The 17,159-nt window shown below is 71.8% G+C and carries 13 protein-coding genes; 10 read left to right on the top strand and 3 right to left on the bottom strand.

Annotation, left to right across the window (positions count from 1 at the left end):
- Window positions 1-73: 73 nt before the first annotated feature.
- Complete coding sequence (locus IF20_RS03785; RefSeq protein WP_052863415.1) at window positions 74-976, bottom strand: LysR family transcriptional regulator; 903 nt, start codon at window positions 974-976, stop codon at window positions 74-76.
- 122 nt (window positions 977-1,098) lie between these two features.
- Complete coding sequence (locus tag IF20_RS39795; protein WP_052863414.1) at window positions 1,099-3,564, bottom strand: prolyl oligopeptidase family serine peptidase; 2,466 nt, start codon at window positions 3,562-3,564, stop codon at window positions 1,099-1,101.
- A 203-nt stretch (window positions 3,565-3,767) separates the two neighbouring features.
- On the opposite strand from IF20_RS39795, the gene IF20_RS03775 reads away from it, so the two are divergent.
- The 7 genes from IF20_RS03775 to IF20_RS03745 all read left to right on the top strand — a co-directional run bounded on the left by IF20_RS03775 (window position 3,768) and on the right by IF20_RS03745 (window position 12,709).
- Window positions 3,768-4,769 carry a LacI family DNA-binding transcriptional regulator gene (locus IF20_RS03775; RefSeq protein WP_052863413.1) on the top strand — a complete coding sequence of 334 codons (1,002 nt, stop codon included), beginning with the start codon at window positions 3,768-3,770 and terminating at the stop codon, window positions 4,767-4,769.
- Window positions 4,770-5,109: 340 nt separating this feature from the next.
- Window positions 5,110-6,393 (top strand): extracellular solute-binding protein, encoded by a 1,284-nt coding sequence (locus tag IF20_RS03770; RefSeq protein WP_052863412.1) that lies wholly within the window; start codon window positions 5,110-5,112, stop codon window positions 6,391-6,393.
- An 11-nt stretch (window positions 6,394-6,404) separates the two neighbouring features.
- The gene (locus IF20_RS03765) at window positions 6,405-7,361 is read left to right on the top strand and encodes a carbohydrate ABC transporter permease (protein ID WP_052863411.1); all 957 of its coding nucleotides are present in this window, start codon (window positions 6,405-6,407) and stop codon (window positions 7,359-7,361) included.
- A complete protein-coding gene (locus IF20_RS03760; protein ID WP_052863410.1) occupies window positions 7,358-8,284 on the top strand; it encodes a carbohydrate ABC transporter permease in 927 nt (308 codons plus the stop codon). Before IF20_RS03765 ends, IF20_RS03760 begins: the two co-directional genes overlap by 4 nt.
- Window positions 8,285-8,286: 2 nt before the next feature.
- Entirely contained in the window at window positions 8,287-8,907 is a 621-nt protein-coding gene (locus IF20_RS03755) for a hypothetical protein (protein ID WP_052863409.1), read from the top strand.
- A gap of 65 nt (window positions 8,908-8,972) precedes the next feature.
- Window positions 8,973-11,717 carry an exo-rhamnogalacturonan lyase family protein gene (locus IF20_RS03750; protein WP_052863408.1) on the top strand — a complete coding sequence of 915 codons (2,745 nt, stop codon included), beginning with the start codon at window positions 8,973-8,975 and terminating at the stop codon, window positions 11,715-11,717.
- On the top strand, window positions 11,714-12,709 hold the full coding sequence (locus tag IF20_RS03745; RefSeq protein WP_052863407.1) for an alpha-L-arabinofuranosidase C-terminal domain-containing protein: 996 nt from the start codon (window positions 11,714-11,716) through the stop codon (window positions 12,707-12,709). The genes IF20_RS03750 and IF20_RS03745 overlap by 4 nt, the downstream gene beginning before the upstream one ends.
- Before the next feature lie 17 nt (window positions 12,710-12,726).
- Here IF20_RS03745 and IF20_RS03740 read toward each other — a convergent pair whose 3' ends face one another.
- The gene (locus IF20_RS03740) at window positions 12,727-14,616 is read right to left on the bottom strand and encodes a rhamnogalacturonan lyase (RefSeq protein ID WP_052863406.1); all 1,890 of its coding nucleotides are present in this window, start codon (window positions 14,614-14,616) and stop codon (window positions 12,727-12,729) included.
- A 215-nt stretch (window positions 14,617-14,831) separates the two neighbouring features.
- Between IF20_RS03740 and IF20_RS03735 the strand changes: the two genes are divergently transcribed.
- The 3 genes from IF20_RS03735 to IF20_RS03725 all read left to right on the top strand — a co-directional run bounded on the left by IF20_RS03735 (window position 14,832) and on the right by IF20_RS03725 (window position 17,043).
- Window positions 14,832-15,383 carry a SigE family RNA polymerase sigma factor gene (locus tag IF20_RS03735; protein ID WP_407702436.1) on the top strand — a complete coding sequence of 184 codons (552 nt, stop codon included), beginning with the start codon at window positions 14,832-14,834 and terminating at the stop codon, window positions 15,381-15,383.
- Window positions 15,383-16,108 carry a hypothetical protein gene (locus IF20_RS03730; protein ID WP_052863405.1) on the top strand — a complete coding sequence of 242 codons (726 nt, stop codon included), beginning with the start codon at window positions 15,383-15,385 and terminating at the stop codon, window positions 16,106-16,108. The genes IF20_RS03735 and IF20_RS03730 overlap by 1 nt, the downstream gene beginning before the upstream one ends.
- A 104-nt stretch (window positions 16,109-16,212) precedes the next feature.
- A complete protein-coding gene (locus tag IF20_RS03725) occupies window positions 16,213-17,043 on the top strand; it encodes a pectate lyase (protein WP_052863404.1) in 831 nt (276 codons plus the stop codon).
- Window positions 17,044-17,159: the final 116 nt, after the last annotated feature.

Genomic DNA, 17,159 nt, shown 5'->3' with positions numbered 1-17,159 from the left:
AGCGGGAGCGGGAGCGGGAGCGGGAGCGGACGCGAGCGTGGGCGTGGGCGTGGTGTCCCCGACCTCTTTCCCTTCACGGCACGTAGTCCGTGGGCGTGGGCAGTACCCGTTCCGCGATCTTCAGTACGTTGTGCAGCGCCGCCGACTCGTCGTCCGCGCGCCAGGCGAGGGCGATCGGCAGCGGGGCCGCTTCGCCGGCCAGCGGGCGGAAGACCACCTGCTCCAGGCGGATGCGGCGCGCCGACTCGACGACCAGCGCGACGCCCACCCCGGCCCCGACCAGGCCGAGCAGGTGGTAGGAGTCGGGCGCTTCCTGGGCGATGCGCGGGGCGAAGCCCGCACTGCGGCAGGCGTGCACCGTCGCGTCCCGCACCGCCGAGCCGCGCGCGGCGGGGAAGGTCACGAAGTGCTCCGGGGCCAGCTCGGCGAGGTCGACCACCTCCCGTGCGGCCAGCGGATGGGTGTCCGGCAGCGCGCAGACCAGCCGCTCGACGCGTACGACGCGGGAGAGAATCCCGCGGCGTACGGGGAGCGGAACGAGGCCCAGGTCCAGGGCACCGTCGGTGATCCGGTCGAGCGCCTCCCCGGAGTGCACCGGGCCCTGCAAGGCAAGCTCGATGCCGGGGAATTCGGCGGTGACGGCGCGAGCCAGCGGGGGCAGCGCCGCGTAGCCACCGGCGTCCGCGTACCCCACGGTGACCCGGCCCGCCTCGCCCAGGCTGACCGCCCGTACCGTGCGGCGCGCGGCAGAGGCGTCGGCGAGGAGGCTGCGGGCCGGTTCCAGCAGGGCCTGCCCGGCCGCGGTCAGTCGCACCGAGCGCGTGGTGCGGTCGAAAAGGGTGGCGCCCAGGTCCCGTTCCAGCAGCCGGATCTGCTGGCTCAGCGGGGACTGGGCGATGTGCAGGCGTTCCGCTGCCCGGCCGAAGTGCAGTTCCTCGGCGACGGCCACGAACCCGGAGAGATGGCGCAGTTCCACGCGCCGCACCTTCTCAGGGCCGCGACCGCCGCTCAAGCGCGGTGCGCGAGCCCCGGACCGGGCGGCCGGGTTCCGGCGCCGTTCCGGCCAGACCCGGTACGCACCGCGCGCACCCGGCCGCCTCAGACGGTCCGGGCCCCGGCCGCCGGCCCGGCGCCCATGTCGAGCGCGTCCCGGAGGAAGTCGCGCTGGAAGAGGAGGAGGTTCTCGTTCACCCGGTCGTCGGCGGGGGAGTGGGTCGCGCCCGACAGGGGCAGCACCGTGTGCGGCCGGCCCGCGGCGAGCAGTTCGGCCGAGAAGCGCAGCATGTTCGCGGGCGCGACGTTGTCGTCCGCCAGGCCGTGGATCAGCAGCAGCGGGCGGCGCAGCAGGTGGCCCCGGCCGGTCAGCGAGGACCGGTCGTAATTCTCCGGTTCCTCGGCGGGATGGCCGAGGAACCGCTCCTTCCAGTGCGTGTCGTACAACCGCTGGTCGGTGGGTGCCGCGCCCGCCACCGCCGCGTGGAAGACCTCCGGGCGGAGCAGCACCGCGGCGGCGGCCAGGAACCCGCCGAAGGACCAGCCGCGGATCCCCACGCGGGTGAGGTCGAGGTCCGGTACCTGTTCGGCGGCCGCGTGCAGGGCGTCCACCTGGTCCTCCAGGGCGGGCGTCAGTTGGTCGCCGTGGATCTCCTTCTCCCAGGCGGGGCCGCGGCCCGGCGTGCCCCGCCCGTCGGCGACCAGCACGGCGAAGCCCTGCTCGGCGAACCACTGCGAGACGCACGCCGGCCAGCCGCGGGCCGCGACCGCCATCTGCATGCCGGGGCCGGCGTACGGGTCGAGCAGCACGGGCAGCGGGCCGGCGCCCGGCTCGTACCAGGACGGCAGGTACAGCGCACCGCGCAACTGCCGCTTGCCGAGCAGGAGATGGCGCGGCCGCGGGATGACGAGCGGGGCCTCCGCGAGGCAGCCGAGGACGGTGGCGGCGCGGGCCTCTCCGGCCCCTGCGGCCGAGTCCGTGCTCTGTGGTGTCCGGTCGGCCCGGCGTACCTCCGCGTACGGCCCGTCCGGCGTCACCCCGTGCAGGACCACCGTCCCGCCGCGCACCACGGCACCGTGGACCCCCGGCCGGTCGCTCAGCCGCACGGAGCTGCTGCTCAGCGGTACGGTGCTGTGTCCTGGCCGCATATTGCTGTCTCCCGGCCGCGCGGTGCCGTCTCCCTGCCGCATGGTGCTGTCTCCCGGCCGCGCGGTGCCGTCTCCCTGCCGCATGGTGCTGTCTGCCGGCCGCGCGGTGCTGTGTCCCGGCCTCCCCGTCCCGGCGTTCGGTGGCCTCTCCGCCCTCTCCGTGGTCGGGGCGTAGCACCACACATGGGTCTGCATCGGGTCGTCGGAGGCGGTGAAGTAGACCCGCTCGCCCTCCGTGCCCAGCACCGCGCGCACTTGGAGGCCTGGGGGCGTGACCAGGTCGCCGCCGACGGCGAGGTGCCGCGTGCCGACCACGTCGTGGGCGAGCACCAGCGCGCCGGACGCGGTTCTGACGGGCGTACCGGGTACCAGCTCCACCCACGCGGGGTCCGTCCGCTCGTCGAGCACCGAGGTGGTGCCGGTGTCCGGGTCGACGGCGAGCGTGCGCAGCGTCCGCTGGTCCCGGGACTGCACCCCGATGAGCGGGCCGTGCGCGTCCCAGCCGGCGGTCACCAGGTACTCGTACGCCGTCCGGTCCCACACCACCTCCGTACGGCTGCCGTCCAGCCGGTACACCCACAGGGTCACGTCGGCGTTGGCCGTGCCCGCCACCGGGTAGCGGATCGCGCGCGGCGGTCGGTCCGGGCGGACCGGGTCGCTGATCCAGCGGCGCTGGACCGGCGTGGTGTCCACCCGCGCGACGAGCAGCCGCTCGCCGTCCGGGGCCCACCAATGGCCGCGCAGCCGGCCCATTGACTCCGCCGCGCTGTACTCGGGGAGGCCGTAGCTGATCTCCGGCCCCTCGGCCACCGCCAGTCGCCGGTCCCTGCTCCGCTCCCGGCCCCCGTCCCGGTCCCTGTTCCTATCCCAGTCCCAGGCCCTGCTCCGGTCCCGCTCCTGCTCCCGCTCCCGGTCGACAGCGTCCGCACCGGCGGAGCGGTTCGGTGCTGCTACTCCCACGACGTGCAGTGAACGGCCCGTCACGTAGGCGATGTGCCGCCCGTCGGGGGACGGACGAGGGCCGACGACGGGCCCCGCCGCCGCGACCGGGAACGGCTCGCCCCCGTCCGTACGCACCGCCCACAGCGCGCCGCCCAGCGCGAAGACCGCGAGGCGGGCCGCGCGATCGGTCGCGTACGCCACCACGCCGACGGAGCGCTCGCGGGCCCGCTCCCGGCGCAGCCGCTCCTCCTCCGGCACTTCACCACCGGCACCCACCAGCGTGGTCGGATCGGCCAGCAGCCGTTCTTCGCCGTCCGCCAGCAGCCAGAGCCGGCCCACCGGATCCCGGCCGCCGCCGGTCCGGGTGAACAGGACGCGCTGACCGTCCGGGGAGACGGTGAAGTTCCGGGGTACGCCGAGCGAGAAGCGGCGGGTGCGGGCGAATTGACGCGGGAACGCGTCGGGGGAAGAAGGGTCCATGAAGGAGTCCTATCGGCATTTCACCGGCCGGCGACAGCAAAATGAATAACGCGAGGGGGATAGCAATAGGCGGTGGTGACCGGGTTGGTGACCGGTGGTGACCGGTGGTGGGCGACGGCAAGACGCGGCAAGCATTGATACGTTTGCGCAAGATCTGTTACGGGCGGTGGCCTCCGCCGGCCGTCGCCGCGAGGAAGGCAGCCATGTCGCCCACCCTGACCGACGTCGCCCGACGCGCCGAGGTGGCGCTCTCCACGGCGTCCCGGGCGTTCAGCGACCCCGGGCGGCTGGGCCCGGAGACCTTGCGCAAGGTGCTGGCCGCCGCGCAGGAACTGGGGTACCGGCCGGTCGTATCCCGTACGTCCGAGACGGCCGGGCGCGCGGAGACCACCGTCGCCGTGGTCGTGCCGGACATCGTCAACCCGGTCTTCGGCGCGTTCGTGAAGGCGGCCCAGGGCGTGGGCTGGTCACGGGGGCAGACGGTCGTCCTCGCCGACACCGACTTCGACCCGGATCGCGAGCGCGCGCTGCTCACGCGCATGCGGGAGCAGGCCGACGGCCTGGTGGTGTGTTCGCCGCGGCTGCCCGCCGACGAGGTTCTGGCGCTGTGCGGCCGGACGCCGACCGTACTGGTCAACCGCGAGACGGCCGGAACGGACTGCGTGCTGGCGGACGCGGAGGACGGGTTGCGGCAGGCCGTCGACCATCTCGTGGCGTTGGGGCACCGTCGACTCGCCTACGTGCAGGGCTCCCGGCAGTCCTGGTCCAACGCCCGACGGGTGGAACTCGTCCGCGCGCAGGCCGAACGGGCCGGACTCGCGCTGGAGTTGCTCGGCTGGCAGGCCGAGACCGTGGCCGGCGGCTCCGCCGCGGCGGCCGGTGTGCTCGCCTCCGGCGCGTCCGCCGTGCTCACCCACAACGACCTGATGGCGCTGGGCGTGCTCACGGGTGCCCGCGCGATGGGGGTGCGGGTGCCCGAAGAGCTGAGCGTCATCGGCATCGACGACATCCCGTTCGCTGCCGTGTCGCATCCGGCGCTCACCAGCATCGCCGTGCCGATGGACCGGGCCGGCTCGCTCAGCCTCGACCTGCTGGCACGCGCCGTCGCGGGCGAGCGGCAGACACCCCGGGTGCTGCGGCTGCCCACCCAACTCGTCGTCCGCGGTTCGACGAGCCCGGCCCCGCAGCACACGAGAACCAGCTGATGGAACCGGTACCACCAGGGGCCAGGAATCAGGCACCAGGCACCAGGTCAGGGATGACGGATCAACCCCCGGCCGATCAAACGGTATGAGCCACTGAGTGGCATGAATCGATTCACCCTACCGCCGTCTCCGTTCGTCGCGCCTCGCTCATCCTTCCCTCCCCAGTTCTGTCCGAGCCGTTGACCCCACACCCGTGCGTCCCTACCTTGTCTGCTCAGACAGCAAGCGCTTTCCTTGAACGATTCAAGCGTTTCAAGCGATTCAAACGTTTCGAATGGACACCCCTGTGGGCTGCTTCGACGCCCGTGTGGGCTGTGCGGGATACGTGCGGAGGACGACTGTGCGTGCCAGTGGGAGAGTTGACCGGCGCGGCCTGCTGAAGATCACGGGGGGCTCGGTCGCCGCCCTCGGTCTGACGGCGGCCGGCTGCGGCACCGGCGGGGGATCGACGGACGGGACCATCACGATCCGGTACGCGTGGTGGGGCGCCGACGACCGGGCCAAGCGGATCAACAAGAGCATCGCGCTCTTCGAGAAGAAGCACCCCAAGATCAAGGTCAAGACGGACTTCCAGGACTACGTGGCGTTCTGGGAGAAGTTCCAGACCCAGGCGGCGGGCGGGAACCCGCCGGACGTGTTCCAGTGCGCCGTCGCCTTCCTGCGGAAGTACGACAAGCGGGGCGTGCTGCTCGACCTGAAACAGCAGGTCGACGCGGGCCACTTGAAGATGACGGGCTTCCGGTCGGGCCTGGAGAAGGTCGGCGAGGTGGACGGCAAGCTGCTCGGCGTGCCGGTCGGCTCCAACACGATGTCGCTCGTCATCGACGAGAAGGTGTTCGAAAAGGCCGGCATCGCACCGAAACAGGGCTGGACCTGGGGCCAGTACTTCGCCGCGCTCAAGAAGATCCGCGACACCCAGCACCGCGCCGGGGACAGCGGCTACTTCGGCGTCATGTACCTCTACGACCTGTACCTGCGGCAGCAGGGCAAGGCGTTCTTCACCGAGAAAGGCCTCGGCTTCGATGAGACCGATCTGCGGGAGTGGTGGGCGGACGGCTACGACGCGGTGCGCTCAGGCCTGGTCGCGGACCCCAAGAAGGTCGTGCAGATCGCGCCCAAGTCGGCGGTCTCCGACGGCATGGCGGCCTCGGAGTTCACCTGGGACAACTTCTCCGTCCGGTACGACTCGGAGGGCGACAGCACGTACGGGCTCGCGCCGGTGCCGACCACCGACGGCAAGAAGACCGGGCAGTACCTCTCCTCGCTGATGCTGAGCGCCTCGGCCCGCACCAAGTACCCGCAGCAGGTGGCGCAGTTCATCGACTTCATGGTGCACGACCCCGAGGTCGGCAAGATCATGGGATACGACCGCGGCATCCTCGCGACCGAGGCGCAGTACGAGGCTTTCCGGCCGAGCGATCCGGTGAACAAGGCGATCGCCGCTTACGAGGAGAAGACCGCGGCGGCCGGGGTCTTCGGGCCGATCACCCCGCACCCGGCCGGCGCCGACACCGTCGAGGCCGCGTTCCTGCGGATCGGGACGGACCTGGGCGTGGGGAAGACGAAGACCGCCGATGCCGTGCGGCAGTTCTTCTCCGAGGCGAAGTCCGCGCTGGCCGGCTGAGGGGAGTCGCCGTGACCCTCGTCAAGGATCCGCCCGGCCGCGTGCGGGCACGACGCCTCGCGGCTCCGCCCGCGTTCCGGCGCCGCGACCGCCGTGACACTCTCGCGGGCTACCTCTTCATGTCCCCGTGGATCGCCGGGTTCCTGCTGCTCACCGCGGGCCCGATGATCGCGTCCCTCTACTTCGCCTTCACCGACTACAACCTCTTCAACACGCCGTCCTGGATCGGCCTGGACAACTTCACCCAGATGTTCGCCGATCCCCGCTGGCGCAAGTCGGTCGAGGTCACCGCCAAGTACGTCGTCATCGGTACGCCGCTGAAGCTGCTGCTCGCGCTCGGTGTGGCCCTGCTCCTCGCGCGGAACGGGCGGGGCCAGGGCTTCTACCGGGCCGCCTTCTACGCCCCTTCGCTCATCGGCGCGAGCGTCACCGTCGGCTTCGTCTGGCGTGCGCTCTTCTCCGACGACGCGATCGTCGACCGCGCGCAGTCGCTCCTCGGCCTGCACGTGGGCGGCTGGGTCGGCGATCCGGAGTGGGTGCTGTACAGCCTGGCGGCGCTCACCGTGTGGCAGTTCGGCGCGCCGATGGTCATCTTCCTGGCCGGCCTCAAGCAGGTGCCGCGCGAGTTGTACGAGGCGGCGGCGGTGGACGGCGCGGGGCCGCTGCGCCGGTTCTGGAGCGTCACCCTGCCGATGATTTCACCGGTGCTGTTCTTCAACGTCCTGCTGGAGACGATCCATGCGTTCCAGATCTTCGGCTCGGCGTATGTGGTGTCCAACGCCACGTGCGGCCCGGCCGACTCCGCCCTCGTCTACACCTGTTACCTGTACCAGAAGGGCTTCAAGGAGGCGCAGATGGGATTCGCCTCGGCGATGGCGTGGATGCTGCTGGTGGCCGTGGCGCTGGTGACGGCGGTGCTGTTCTGGTCCCAGAAACGGTGGGTTCATTACGAGGAGGCGGCCCGATGAGCGGCCTCGGTACGTCCGGCGTGATCGGCACATCCGGCACATCCAGCGCGTCCGGTGCGTCCAGCGCGTCCAGTGCATCCAGTACGTCGTCGCGTCGGCGCGCCGGTGTCGCCTGGCACCTCGGTGCGTGGGTCGTTCTCGCGGTCGTCCTCTACCCGGTGGTCTGGGTGGTCGGGGCCGCGTTCAAGCCGAGCCGGGAGATCGTCGGCAGCCTGGAGCTGTTCCCGGTCCGCCCGGTGCTGGACAACTTCCGCGGGCTGGCGGACGGCATCGCCGACATCCCGATCGCCACGTTCTTCGGCAACTCGCTGTTCTACGCGGCGGGTTCCGTCGTGGGCGTGCTCGTCTCCGCCTCGCTGACGGCGTACGCGTTCGCCAAGATCCGGTTCGCCGGGCGGAAGCTGCTGTTCACGCTGATGATCGGCACGCTGCTGCTGCCGTACCACGTGCTGCTGATCCCGCAGTACGTGATGTTCCAGAAGCTGGAACTCATCAATACCTATGTGCCGTTGCTGATCGGGAAGTTCCTCGCCACCGAGGCGTTCTTCGTCTTCCTGATGGTGCAGTTCATGCGCAACCTGCCCGGTGAGCTGGACGAGGCGGCCCGCCTCGACGGCTGCGGACACCTGCGGACCTACTGGTCCGTGGTGCTGCCGCTGTGCCGGCCCGCGCTGATCACCAGCGCCATCTTCACGTTCATCAACGCCTGGAACGACTTCATGGGCCCGCTGATCTACCTCAACGAGCCGGGCAAGTACACCGTGTCCCTCGGGATGATGATGTTCCGGGACCAGGAGGGCGTGGCCAATTACGGCGGCATGATCGCGATGGCTCTGGTGGCACTGCTGCCGGTACTGGCCTTCTTCCTCGCCTTCCAGCGGTACCTCATCGACGGCATGGCCACGTCCGGACTGAAGGGCTGACCATGACCACGGTGAACGGGTCCCGGGCGGCGCGTCGCAGGGCCATGGGGGAGTCCCGGTTCCAGGAGCGCTTCGCGCTCTTCGCGGAGGCGCTGCTGACCGGCGTGTGGATCGCGTTGGCGGCGCTGCCACTGGTCACGTACCCGGCGGCGTTCGCGGCCGGCGCCCGGCATCTGCGGCGTCACCTGAGCCACCGGCCCGCCGGTTTCCGGCAGTTCGCCGCCGACGTGCGCGCGGCGGCCCGGCGCGGCTGGCTCGTCGGCGTCGGTGGCTGGGTGGCCTGCGGGCTGATCCGGCTGGACCTGTCGGCGGTACGCAACGGGCTGCCCGGCGGGCCGGTGGTCGGCGCGGCCGGTGTCCTGGCGTTGTGCGGGGCCGTGGTGGCGGGGCTGCGGGCGGCTGCGGTGTGGGAGCCGGGCGCGTCCTGGCGGGCGCTGCTGGCCGCGGCCGGGCGGCGCACGGTCCTCGACCCGGCCGGGTCGTTCCTGCTGGTGGGCGGGGTGGTGATGGTCGCGGTGTCCGCTTGGGCGGTGCTGCCGCTGGCGGTGCCCGTCCTGGGGGCCGTGGCGGCGGGGGCGGTCGCGGTGGAGGAGCGGTACGGGCGGCGCGCGGGCGCGCCGTAGGGCCTGCCGGCGCCGGACGCCGGGGACCGCAACTGCTGACGAGTAGCGAACCGAAGGGAACGACCATGTCTCCGATGCCCCGCAGATCCCTCCTGAAGGCGGCCGCGGCCGTCGGGGCTGCGGCCCATTTCAGCTGGTCCCTGGGCAGCGCCTCGGCGGTCGCCGCCGACGGGCCCGGCAGACGCGCCGCCGGCGGCCCCGTCGAGCTGACCTGGCTGGAGGACGGCGGGCTCGGCGCGGCGCCGGGCTCGACCGTGGGCGTGCCCTGGCCCAAGGGCGCGTACGAGGCCGGCCAGGAGTTCACGCTCACCGACGGCGGCGGCAAGGCCGTGCCCGTGCAGACGTGGCCGCTCGCCTACTGGCCCGACGGCTCCTTGAAGTGGACCGCGCACGCTGTCGGCCCGCAGTCCGCCGCCGAGAAGTACACCCTTGAGGCCGGTGCCCCCGCGGCCCCCGCGAAGAAGGTCACCGTCGACCGCGGGGGCGGCACCGTCGAGGTCGATACGGGCGTCATCACCGCACGGATCGGCACGAGCGGCGCCATCCTCGTGAAGTCCGTCCGCCGGGGCACCACCGAGATCGCCAAGGACGGCCGTCTCGTCCTGCTGCGGCAGGGCGAGATCGAGGACGGTGACCAGGGGACCGAGAAGTACGAGCGCTTCGAGAGCGCCATCGGCGAGGTGCAGGTCGAGCAGGACGGCCCGGTCCGGGCGGTGGTCCGCATCGACGGGAAACACCGCCGGGGTGGCCGCTCCTGGCTGCCGTTCTCCGTCCGGCTGTACTTTTACGCCGGTGCCGAGTCCTTCCGCATGGTCCACACGATCACCTACGACGGGAAGCAGGAGCCGGGCAGGGCGAGCGGCGACTTCATCCGCGGGCTCGGCGTGCGCTTCACCGTGCCGATGCGGGACGCGGCGTACGACCGGCACCTCCGCATCGGCGGCGACGGCACCGGCCTGCTGCGCGAGGCGGTCAAGGGCATCACCGGGCTCCGCCGGGACCCGGGCGCCGCGGTGCGGGCCGCCCAGTTCGAAGGGCAGAAGCTGCCCGACCCGGCCACCTGGGACCAGCGGGTGACCAGCCGTCTGCACCTCATTCCCGAGTGGGGCGACTACACCCTCTCCCAGCTCTCCGCCGACGGCTTCACCGTGCGCAAGCGCACCAAGAAGGGCCACGGCTGGATCGCGGCCGGCGGCGGACACCGCGCCTCCGGCTTCGGCTACGTGGGCGGCGCGAGCGGCGGACTCGCCTTCGGGCTCCGCGACTTCTGGGAGAAGCACCCGGCGGGGCTGGACATCCGCGGGGCGCAGACGGACGAGGCCGAGGTCACCCTCTGGCTCTGGTCGCCCGAGGCCCCGCCCATGGACCTGCGCTTCTACCACGACGGCATGGGTCAGGACACGTACGCGAAGCAGCTCGAAGGCCTGGAGATCACCTACGAGGACTACGAGCCGGAGTTCGGTACCCCGTACGGCATCGCCCGCACCAGCGAGCTCTTCTTCTGGGCGCACGACAGCACCCCAGCCGCCGAGGCCCTCGCGCGCCAGGTTGAGGCCGTCCGCACGCCGCCCCAACTCACGGCGCCGCCGCGCCAGTTCATCACCGCCAGTGTTTTCGGACCCGGTCTCTACGCCGAACCGGACCGCTCCACCTCCGCCAAGGCGAAGATCGAAGACCACCTCGACTTCCTCTTCACCTACTACCGGGGCCAGGTCGAGCAGCGGCGCTGGTACGGCTTCTGGGACTACGGCGACGTGATGCACTCCTATGACACCACCCGCCACCAGTGGCGCTACGACGTCGGCGGGTACGCCTGGGACAACTCCGAACTCTCGCCCGACCTCTGGCTCTGGTACGCCTACCTGCGCTCCGGTCGCGCCGACATCTTCCGCTTCGCCGAGGCCATGACCCGCCACACCGGCGAGGTCGACGTCTACCACCTCGGGAAGTGGGCCGGGCTCGGCACCCGGCACGGCGTCCAGCACTACGCCGACAGCGCCAAGCAGCAGCGCATCGCGAACACCACCTACCGCCGCTTCTACTACTTCCTCACCGCCGACGAGCGGGTCGGCGACCTGATGCACGCCAACGTCGACTCCGACGAGACGTTCCTCGTCCTCGACCCGCAGCGCAAGGTCCGCCCCGACCCCGACTACAAGCCCGACCGGCACGCCCTGTCCATCGGCTTCGGCACCGACTGGTCCGGGCTGGTCTCCGCGTGGCTGACCGAGTGGGAGCGGCGCGGCCCCAAGTGGGAGAAGGCCAGGGCGCGGGTGCTGTCCACCATGGAGACCATCGCCGCCCAACCCAACGGCTTCGTCCAGGGCAGTGGGCTGTACGACCTGGACACGGGGAGGTTCGCGGTGGCCGGCAAGCCGGTCGTGAGCGTGTCGCACCTGTCGGCGGTCTTCGGCCTCAACGAGCTGTGCGCGGAGCTCATCGACCTGGTCGACAACGAGAGGTTCGAGGCGGCGTACCTCGACTACTGCCGCTACTTCAACGCCACCAAGGCGGAGCAGAAGGCCCGCTACGGCGCCGACTTCGGCTCCCTGATCCTCTTCCAGGGCCACTCGCGGCTCGACGCGTACGCGGCCCACCGGACGGGCGACAAGAAGCTCGCGCAGCGCGCGTGGGACAAGTTCCTGCGCTCCGACGGCTACCCGGAGACCGCCCCGTGGAAGACGGAGAAGGTGTCCGGGCCGGACGCCCTCGTCCCCGGTGCCGAGGCCCCCTGGGTTTCCACCAACGACACCGCGCTCTACGGCCTCGCCGCCATCGAGAATCTGGCACTGCTGGGGGAGCCCCGATGACGCACACGGCCCGCTTCACCCTCGACCCCGCCTTCACCCTCGACCCCGCCTTCACCGTCGGCGAGTCCGGCCCGCGCCTCTTCGGTGCGTTCGTCGAGCACCTCGGCCGCTGCGTCTACACCGGCATCTTCGAACCGGACCATCCCGCCGCCGACGAGGCCGGACTGCGCACCGACGTACTGGACCTGATCCGCGAGCTGGGCGTCACCGTGATCCGCTACCCGGGCGGAAACTTCGTGTCCGGCTACAAGTGGGAGGACTCCGTCGGACCCGTCGCGCAACGGCCCCGTCGCCTGGACCTCGCCTGGCGGTCGACCGAGACCCACCGCTTCGGCCTCTCCGAGTACGCCGGCTTCCTCAGGAAGCTGGGCCCGCAGGCGGAGCCGATGATGGCGCTGAACCTCGGCACCCGGGGCGTCGCCGAGGCGCCGCGGCTGCTGGAGGACCACTACAGCGTCACCGACGCCGTCGTCGTCGGTTCGCTGCTGATCGCGCTGCTGCGCCACGCCGACCGGGTGGCCGTCGCCTGCCTCGCTCAGCTGGTCAACGTCATCGCGCCGATCCTGACCGAGCCGGGCGGCCCGGCCTGGCGGCAGACCACGTTCTTCCCCTTCGCGCAGGCCTCGCGGTACGGCCGCGGGCAGGTGCTGGACGTCCGGGTGGACTCGCCCACGTACGACACGGCGAAGTACGGCGAGGTGCCGCTGCTGCACGCCACCGCGGTACGGGATCCGGGGTCCGGCGCGGTCACCGTCTTCGCGGTCAACCGCAGCCAGGACGTCGCGCTGTCGCTGGAAGTGGCGCTGCACGGGCTGGACGTGACGCGGGTCGCCGGGCACAGCGCGCTGGCCGACGCGGACCCGGAGGCCCGCAACACCCTCGACGCGCCGGACCGGGTCCTGCCGCACGAGGTGGCGGGGACGGTGCTCCAGGGCGGCACCCTGCGCGCCACCCTGGAGCCGCTGTCGTGGCACGTCATCCGGCTGGGCTGACGGTGCGTCGGATGTGTTTACGGAGTGGTGATTCGCGGCCGGGGCGGCGTCGCCATGCCGGCGCCGAGGAAGAAGCTCGGGTGCGGCGGCTGGTTGTAGCCGGAGTTCTGCCAGGCCAGGCCGGTGCGGTACATGGTGTCGTGCAGCAGTGTGGTGATCCTGGTGTCGGTCTCGTGCGGCGTCGAGTAGATCCGCAGGTTGCGGTTGTCCGAGGTGCGCCAGACGACCTCCTCGCGCCAGTCGCCGAGGATGTCTCCGGAGAGCACCGGGGTCGCCTTGGTGCCGTTGTTCGAGGACACCGACGCGCCGGTCAGCAGGCGGGTGTCACCGCCGGTGCCGTACTTGTCGATGTGCGTGCCGTCCAGCAGTTCGCGCGTGGTGTCCCCGTCCCACCAGCTGAGGAAGTTCGCCGAGGACGGCTCGCGGCCCTTGGTGGCGCCGGCCTCGTCGCGGATCTGCGTGTCGGCGGCGGACCACACCTCGGCCCCGTCGTTGCCGGCCCAGATGTCCCCGGCGACGCCGCGCCCGTTGTCGCAGCAGGCGGCGAGCTTCCAGCGCACCGAGCCGGTCCTCGGGTCGATGTAGAGCTCGGCGGGCTGCCCGGTGGACTCGGAGACCTTGAAGTACTCCAGGCCCGCCGTGCCCGGGTCCAGGTCGCCGAGGTGCTGGGCGTCGCCGTGCCCGGTCTTCGTGGTCCACAATCCGTTGCCGTTGTCGTCCACGGCCATCGCTCCGTAGACGATCTCGTCCTTGCCGTCGCCGTCCACGTCACCGACGGAGAGGCTGTGCGAGCCCTGGCCGTCGTAGCCCTTGCCCTTGTTGGTGGTGGAGTCGGTGTCGAAGGTCCAGCGCCGGGTGAAGGCGCCGTTGCGCCAGTCCCAGGCGGCGATCACGCTGCGGGTGTAGTAGCCGCGCGCCATGATCAGGGAGGGCCGGGCGCCGTCCAGATAGGCGGTGCCGGCGAGGAAGCGGTCCACGCGGTTGCCGTAGCTGTCGCCCCAGGAGGCCACGTTGCCGCGTGCGGGCACATGGTCGGTGGTGCCCAGCGCGGCCCCCGTGCGGCCGTCGAACATGGTCAGGTACTCGGGCCCGGACAGCACGTAACCGCTGCCGTTGCGGTGGTCGGCGGAGGCGCTGCCGATCACCTTGCCCTGTCCGTCGACCGTCCCGTCGGCGGTCTTCATGGCGACCTCCGCCCGGCCGTCACCGTCGTAGTCGTACGCCTGGAACTGCGTGTAGTGCGCCCCGGAGCGGATGTTGCGGCCCAGGTCGACGCGCCAGAGCCGGGTGCCGTCGAGCCTGATGCCGTCCACGATCGTGTTGCCGGTGTAGCCGGACTGCGAGTTGTCCTTGGCGTTGGTGGGCTGCCACTTCAGTACGAAGTCCAGCGCGCCGTCGCCGTCGAGGTCGGCCACCGACGCGTCGTTGGCCTCGTAGGTGTACGCCACCCCGTCCGGGGTGGTGCCGCCCGCCGGGGGAGCGATCGGCACGTCCTTGTAGCCGGCGCGGAACTGCACGGCGTGCACCGAGTCGCCCTGCTCGACGCCGTTCACGACCGCGCGGACCGTGTAGTCGGCCTGTTCGGGGGCGCTCGCATGGAAGTAGTTCGTCGACCGCGTGACGGGGGTGGAGTTGACCTTGGTGCCGGCCCGGTAGACGTTGAAGGACACGTCGTCCGGGTCGGTGCCGAGCCAGCGCCAGCTGACCAGGTTGCCGCCGCCGGTGTGGACGCTGACCACGCCGCGGTCGAGCTGCTCGGCCTGCCGGACGGGCGCGGCGGACGCGGTGTCCGGCAGCGCGGCGAGCCCGGCCGCGGCGAGCGCGCCGGCCAGCACGGCGGTGATCAGGACGCGCCGGCGGTCGTGGGGTCGTCTCCGCCGGGGGCGGGGGAGGTGGGGATGCTGCACGTTTCCTCCTGGCGTGCGGGGCGAGTGGGGTACGGGAGGGCTCCCGTGTGCTCCGGTGGGCGCCGCGCCCGGAAGGGTTGCCGTCCTTGCCGTCATCGCCGCCGTCCGCCGAACCGGAGCGGGCCTTCCGGGCGGTTGCTCGATGAACGGCCCACCCCTAGCCTGTGTTCGCCATGTCGAGGAGCGGTCGAAATGCCGAACGAGGGGGTGGGTGGGTGAACGGGTTCGTGGACGGAGCGGTGGCCGCTCCCGTCGACGCCGCCACGGAGTTCCGCGCGTTCTTCGAAGCCCACTACGCCGAACTCGGCCGGCTGGCCAGGCTGTTGACCGGTGACACCGAAGGCGCCGACGACCTGGCGGCCGATGCGCTGGTCGCCCTGTGGCACCGCTGGGACCGGGTCCGCGCCGCCGACCACCCCGCCGCGTACGCCCGGGGCGTCGTCGCCAACCTGGCCCGCAGCCACATCCGCAGCGCCATAAGGGAACGCCGCCGCATCGCGCTGTTCTGGGCGCAGTGCTCCGAGCACGCCGACGCGCCGGACGTGCCCGCCGTCGTCGACGTGCAACAGGCGCTGCGCACCCTGCCGTTCCGCAAGCGGGCCTGTGTCGTGCTGCGGCACGCCTTCGACCTGTCCGAACGGGAGACCGCGCTCGCGCTCGGCATCTCGGTGGGTACGGTGAAGAGCCAGACCTCCAAGGGGATGGCGCAGCTGGAACGGCTGCTGGGTGCCCGCGCCGCGGGGGAACTCGTCGGCAGGAGGACGTGATGGACGAGGTGCGCCGCCAGCTGCGGCAGGCCGCGGCGGCCCACCGCCCGGACCGCGCACGCATGCTGGCCCGGGTCGAGCGCGGCATGACTCCCACCGAGCGGCCGGTGCCGGGACGCTCCCGACGCGCGGCGCCCTGGCTGCGCATCGTGACCGCCACCGCGGCCGTCGCCGGGGTCCTGGCGGCCGGAGGCTACGGCGTGGCCGCGGTACTGCACGACCAGGACCGCGATGCCGGACCCGAGCGTGCCGCACCGCCCGCGCACAGCGCACCGCCCGCGCCCCGCGCCTCCGCATCGCCCGGTGGTGCGCCGCACGGCACCCGCACCGAGGACGGCCCGCTGTGGAGCGACGGCTCCGTCGACCCGCACAGCAACGACTACTGGGCCCAGAGCAACGTGACCCTGCAGACGGCGGAGCCGCTCACCGCGCTGACCGTCGAGCTGCGCATCGCGCGGACCGCGGGGGTGCGGCCGACCGGGGCCTGGCGCACGCTGCCCGAGACCGACTTCACCTCCACCGCACGCGCCGAGGGTGACTTCCTGGTCTACCGCTGGACGTTGAAGGACGGCCGTACGGTGCCCGCGGGCCGGCATGTCTTCGCGGGCCAGTACGACCACGCGCGCGGTGGCCGGGACGCCGGCGCCGACGACTACGCGGTCACCGTGCGGTACGGCGACGAACGGGCGGCGGTGCGTGGCGACTTCGCGCCCCGACGCGGCTGAGGAGAGATTTTTTCGGGCCCCGGCAACCCTTCCGCCTCCGGTGGCGACAGCACGGCGTGGGTCTCGGTCCCACCGAATGCACCCCCCATCGAAGGGCATCGGACATGACATCAGCAGCACGGCGGCCCGCCGGCCGCCACCGCAGGACGCTCGCCCGCCGCAAGGCGGTGTTCGGCGGGATCACCGCGGCCGGGCTGACCGGCGCCGCCCTCCTCGCCACGTCGCTGACCGGTACGGCGAACGCCGCCGGCTGGCCGACGCCCGGCGGCAGCCAGGCGGTCAGCAAGACCATCGAGGTGTCCGGCACCTACGACGGCGGCCTCAAGCGGTTCTACGGCAGCGGTGATCTCGGCGGCGACGGCCAGGACGAGGGCCAGGATCCGATCTTCAAGCTGAAGGACGGGGCGGTACTCAAGAACGTCGTCATCGGCTCGCCGGCCGCCGACGGCATCCACTGCTCGGGCAGCTGCACCCTGCAGAACGTGTGGTGGGAGGACGTCGGCGAGGACGCCGCCACCTTCAAGGGCACCTCCTCCGGCGCGACGTACACCGTCACCGGCGGCGGCGCGAAGAAGGCCGACGACAAGGTCTTCCAGTTCAACGGCGCCGGCAAGCTGAACATCAGCGGCTTCCAGGTCGCCGACTTCGGCAAGCTGGTGCGCAGCTGCGGCAACTGCTCGACCCAGTACAAGCGCACCATCAGCGTCAGCGACGTCGACGTGACCGCGCCGGGCAAGGCCCTGGTCGGCATCAACACCAACTACGGCGACACCGCGACGCTGAGGAGCATCCGCATCCACGGCGACAGCAGCAAGAAGATCAAGCCGTGCGTGCGCTACACCGGCAACAACACCGGCAAGGAGCCGGTCGAGACGGGCAGCGGCCCGGACGGCACCTACTGCCGCTACTCGGCGTCCGACATCTCGTACAACTGACCCTGTTCCAGGGCCGGTAGGCCGCCGGGCGGCCGCTCTTTCCGCGTTCTCTGTCAGAAGCGTTGACGAACCCTCCGGGTCGCTCTAGCTTCATCGCGTCGTACTTCATACGTCAT

Source organism: Streptomyces niger (assembly GCF_000718305.1).
In the GTDB taxonomy this organism is placed as follows: domain Bacteria; phylum Actinomycetota; class Actinomycetes; order Streptomycetales; family Streptomycetaceae; genus Streptomyces; species Streptomyces niger.
This window is presented reverse-complemented; position numbering and strand designations above follow the sequence as displayed.

Bases quoted from the DNA above. Each gene is read 5' to 3' on its own strand.
- IF20_RS03755 (WP_052863409.1), top strand. From the start codon at position 8,287: ATGACCACGGTGAACGGGTCCCGGGCGGCGCGTCGCAGGGCCATGGGG.
- IF20_RS03750 (WP_052863408.1), top strand. From the start codon at position 8,973: ATGTCTCCGATGCCCCGCAGATCCCTCCTGAAGGCGGCCGCGGCCGTC.
- IF20_RS03760 (WP_052863410.1), top strand. From the start codon at position 7,358: ATGAGCGGCCTCGGTACGTCCGGCGTGATCGGCACATCCGGCACATCC.
- IF20_RS03725 (WP_052863404.1), top strand. From the start codon at position 16,213: ATGACATCAGCAGCACGGCGGCCCGCCGGCCGCCACCGCAGGACGCTC.
- IF20_RS03730 (WP_052863405.1), top strand. From the start codon at position 15,383: ATGGACGAGGTGCGCCGCCAGCTGCGGCAGGCCGCGGCGGCCCACCGC.
- IF20_RS03775 (WP_052863413.1), top strand. From the start codon at position 3,768: ATGTCGCCCACCCTGACCGACGTCGCCCGACGCGCCGAGGTGGCGCTC.
- IF20_RS03745 (WP_052863407.1), top strand. From the start codon at position 11,714: ATGACGCACACGGCCCGCTTCACCCTCGACCCCGCCTTCACCCTCGAC.
- IF20_RS39795 (WP_052863414.1), bottom strand. From the start codon at position 3,564: ATGGACCCTTCTTCCCCCGACGCGTTCCCGCGTCAATTCGCCCGCACC.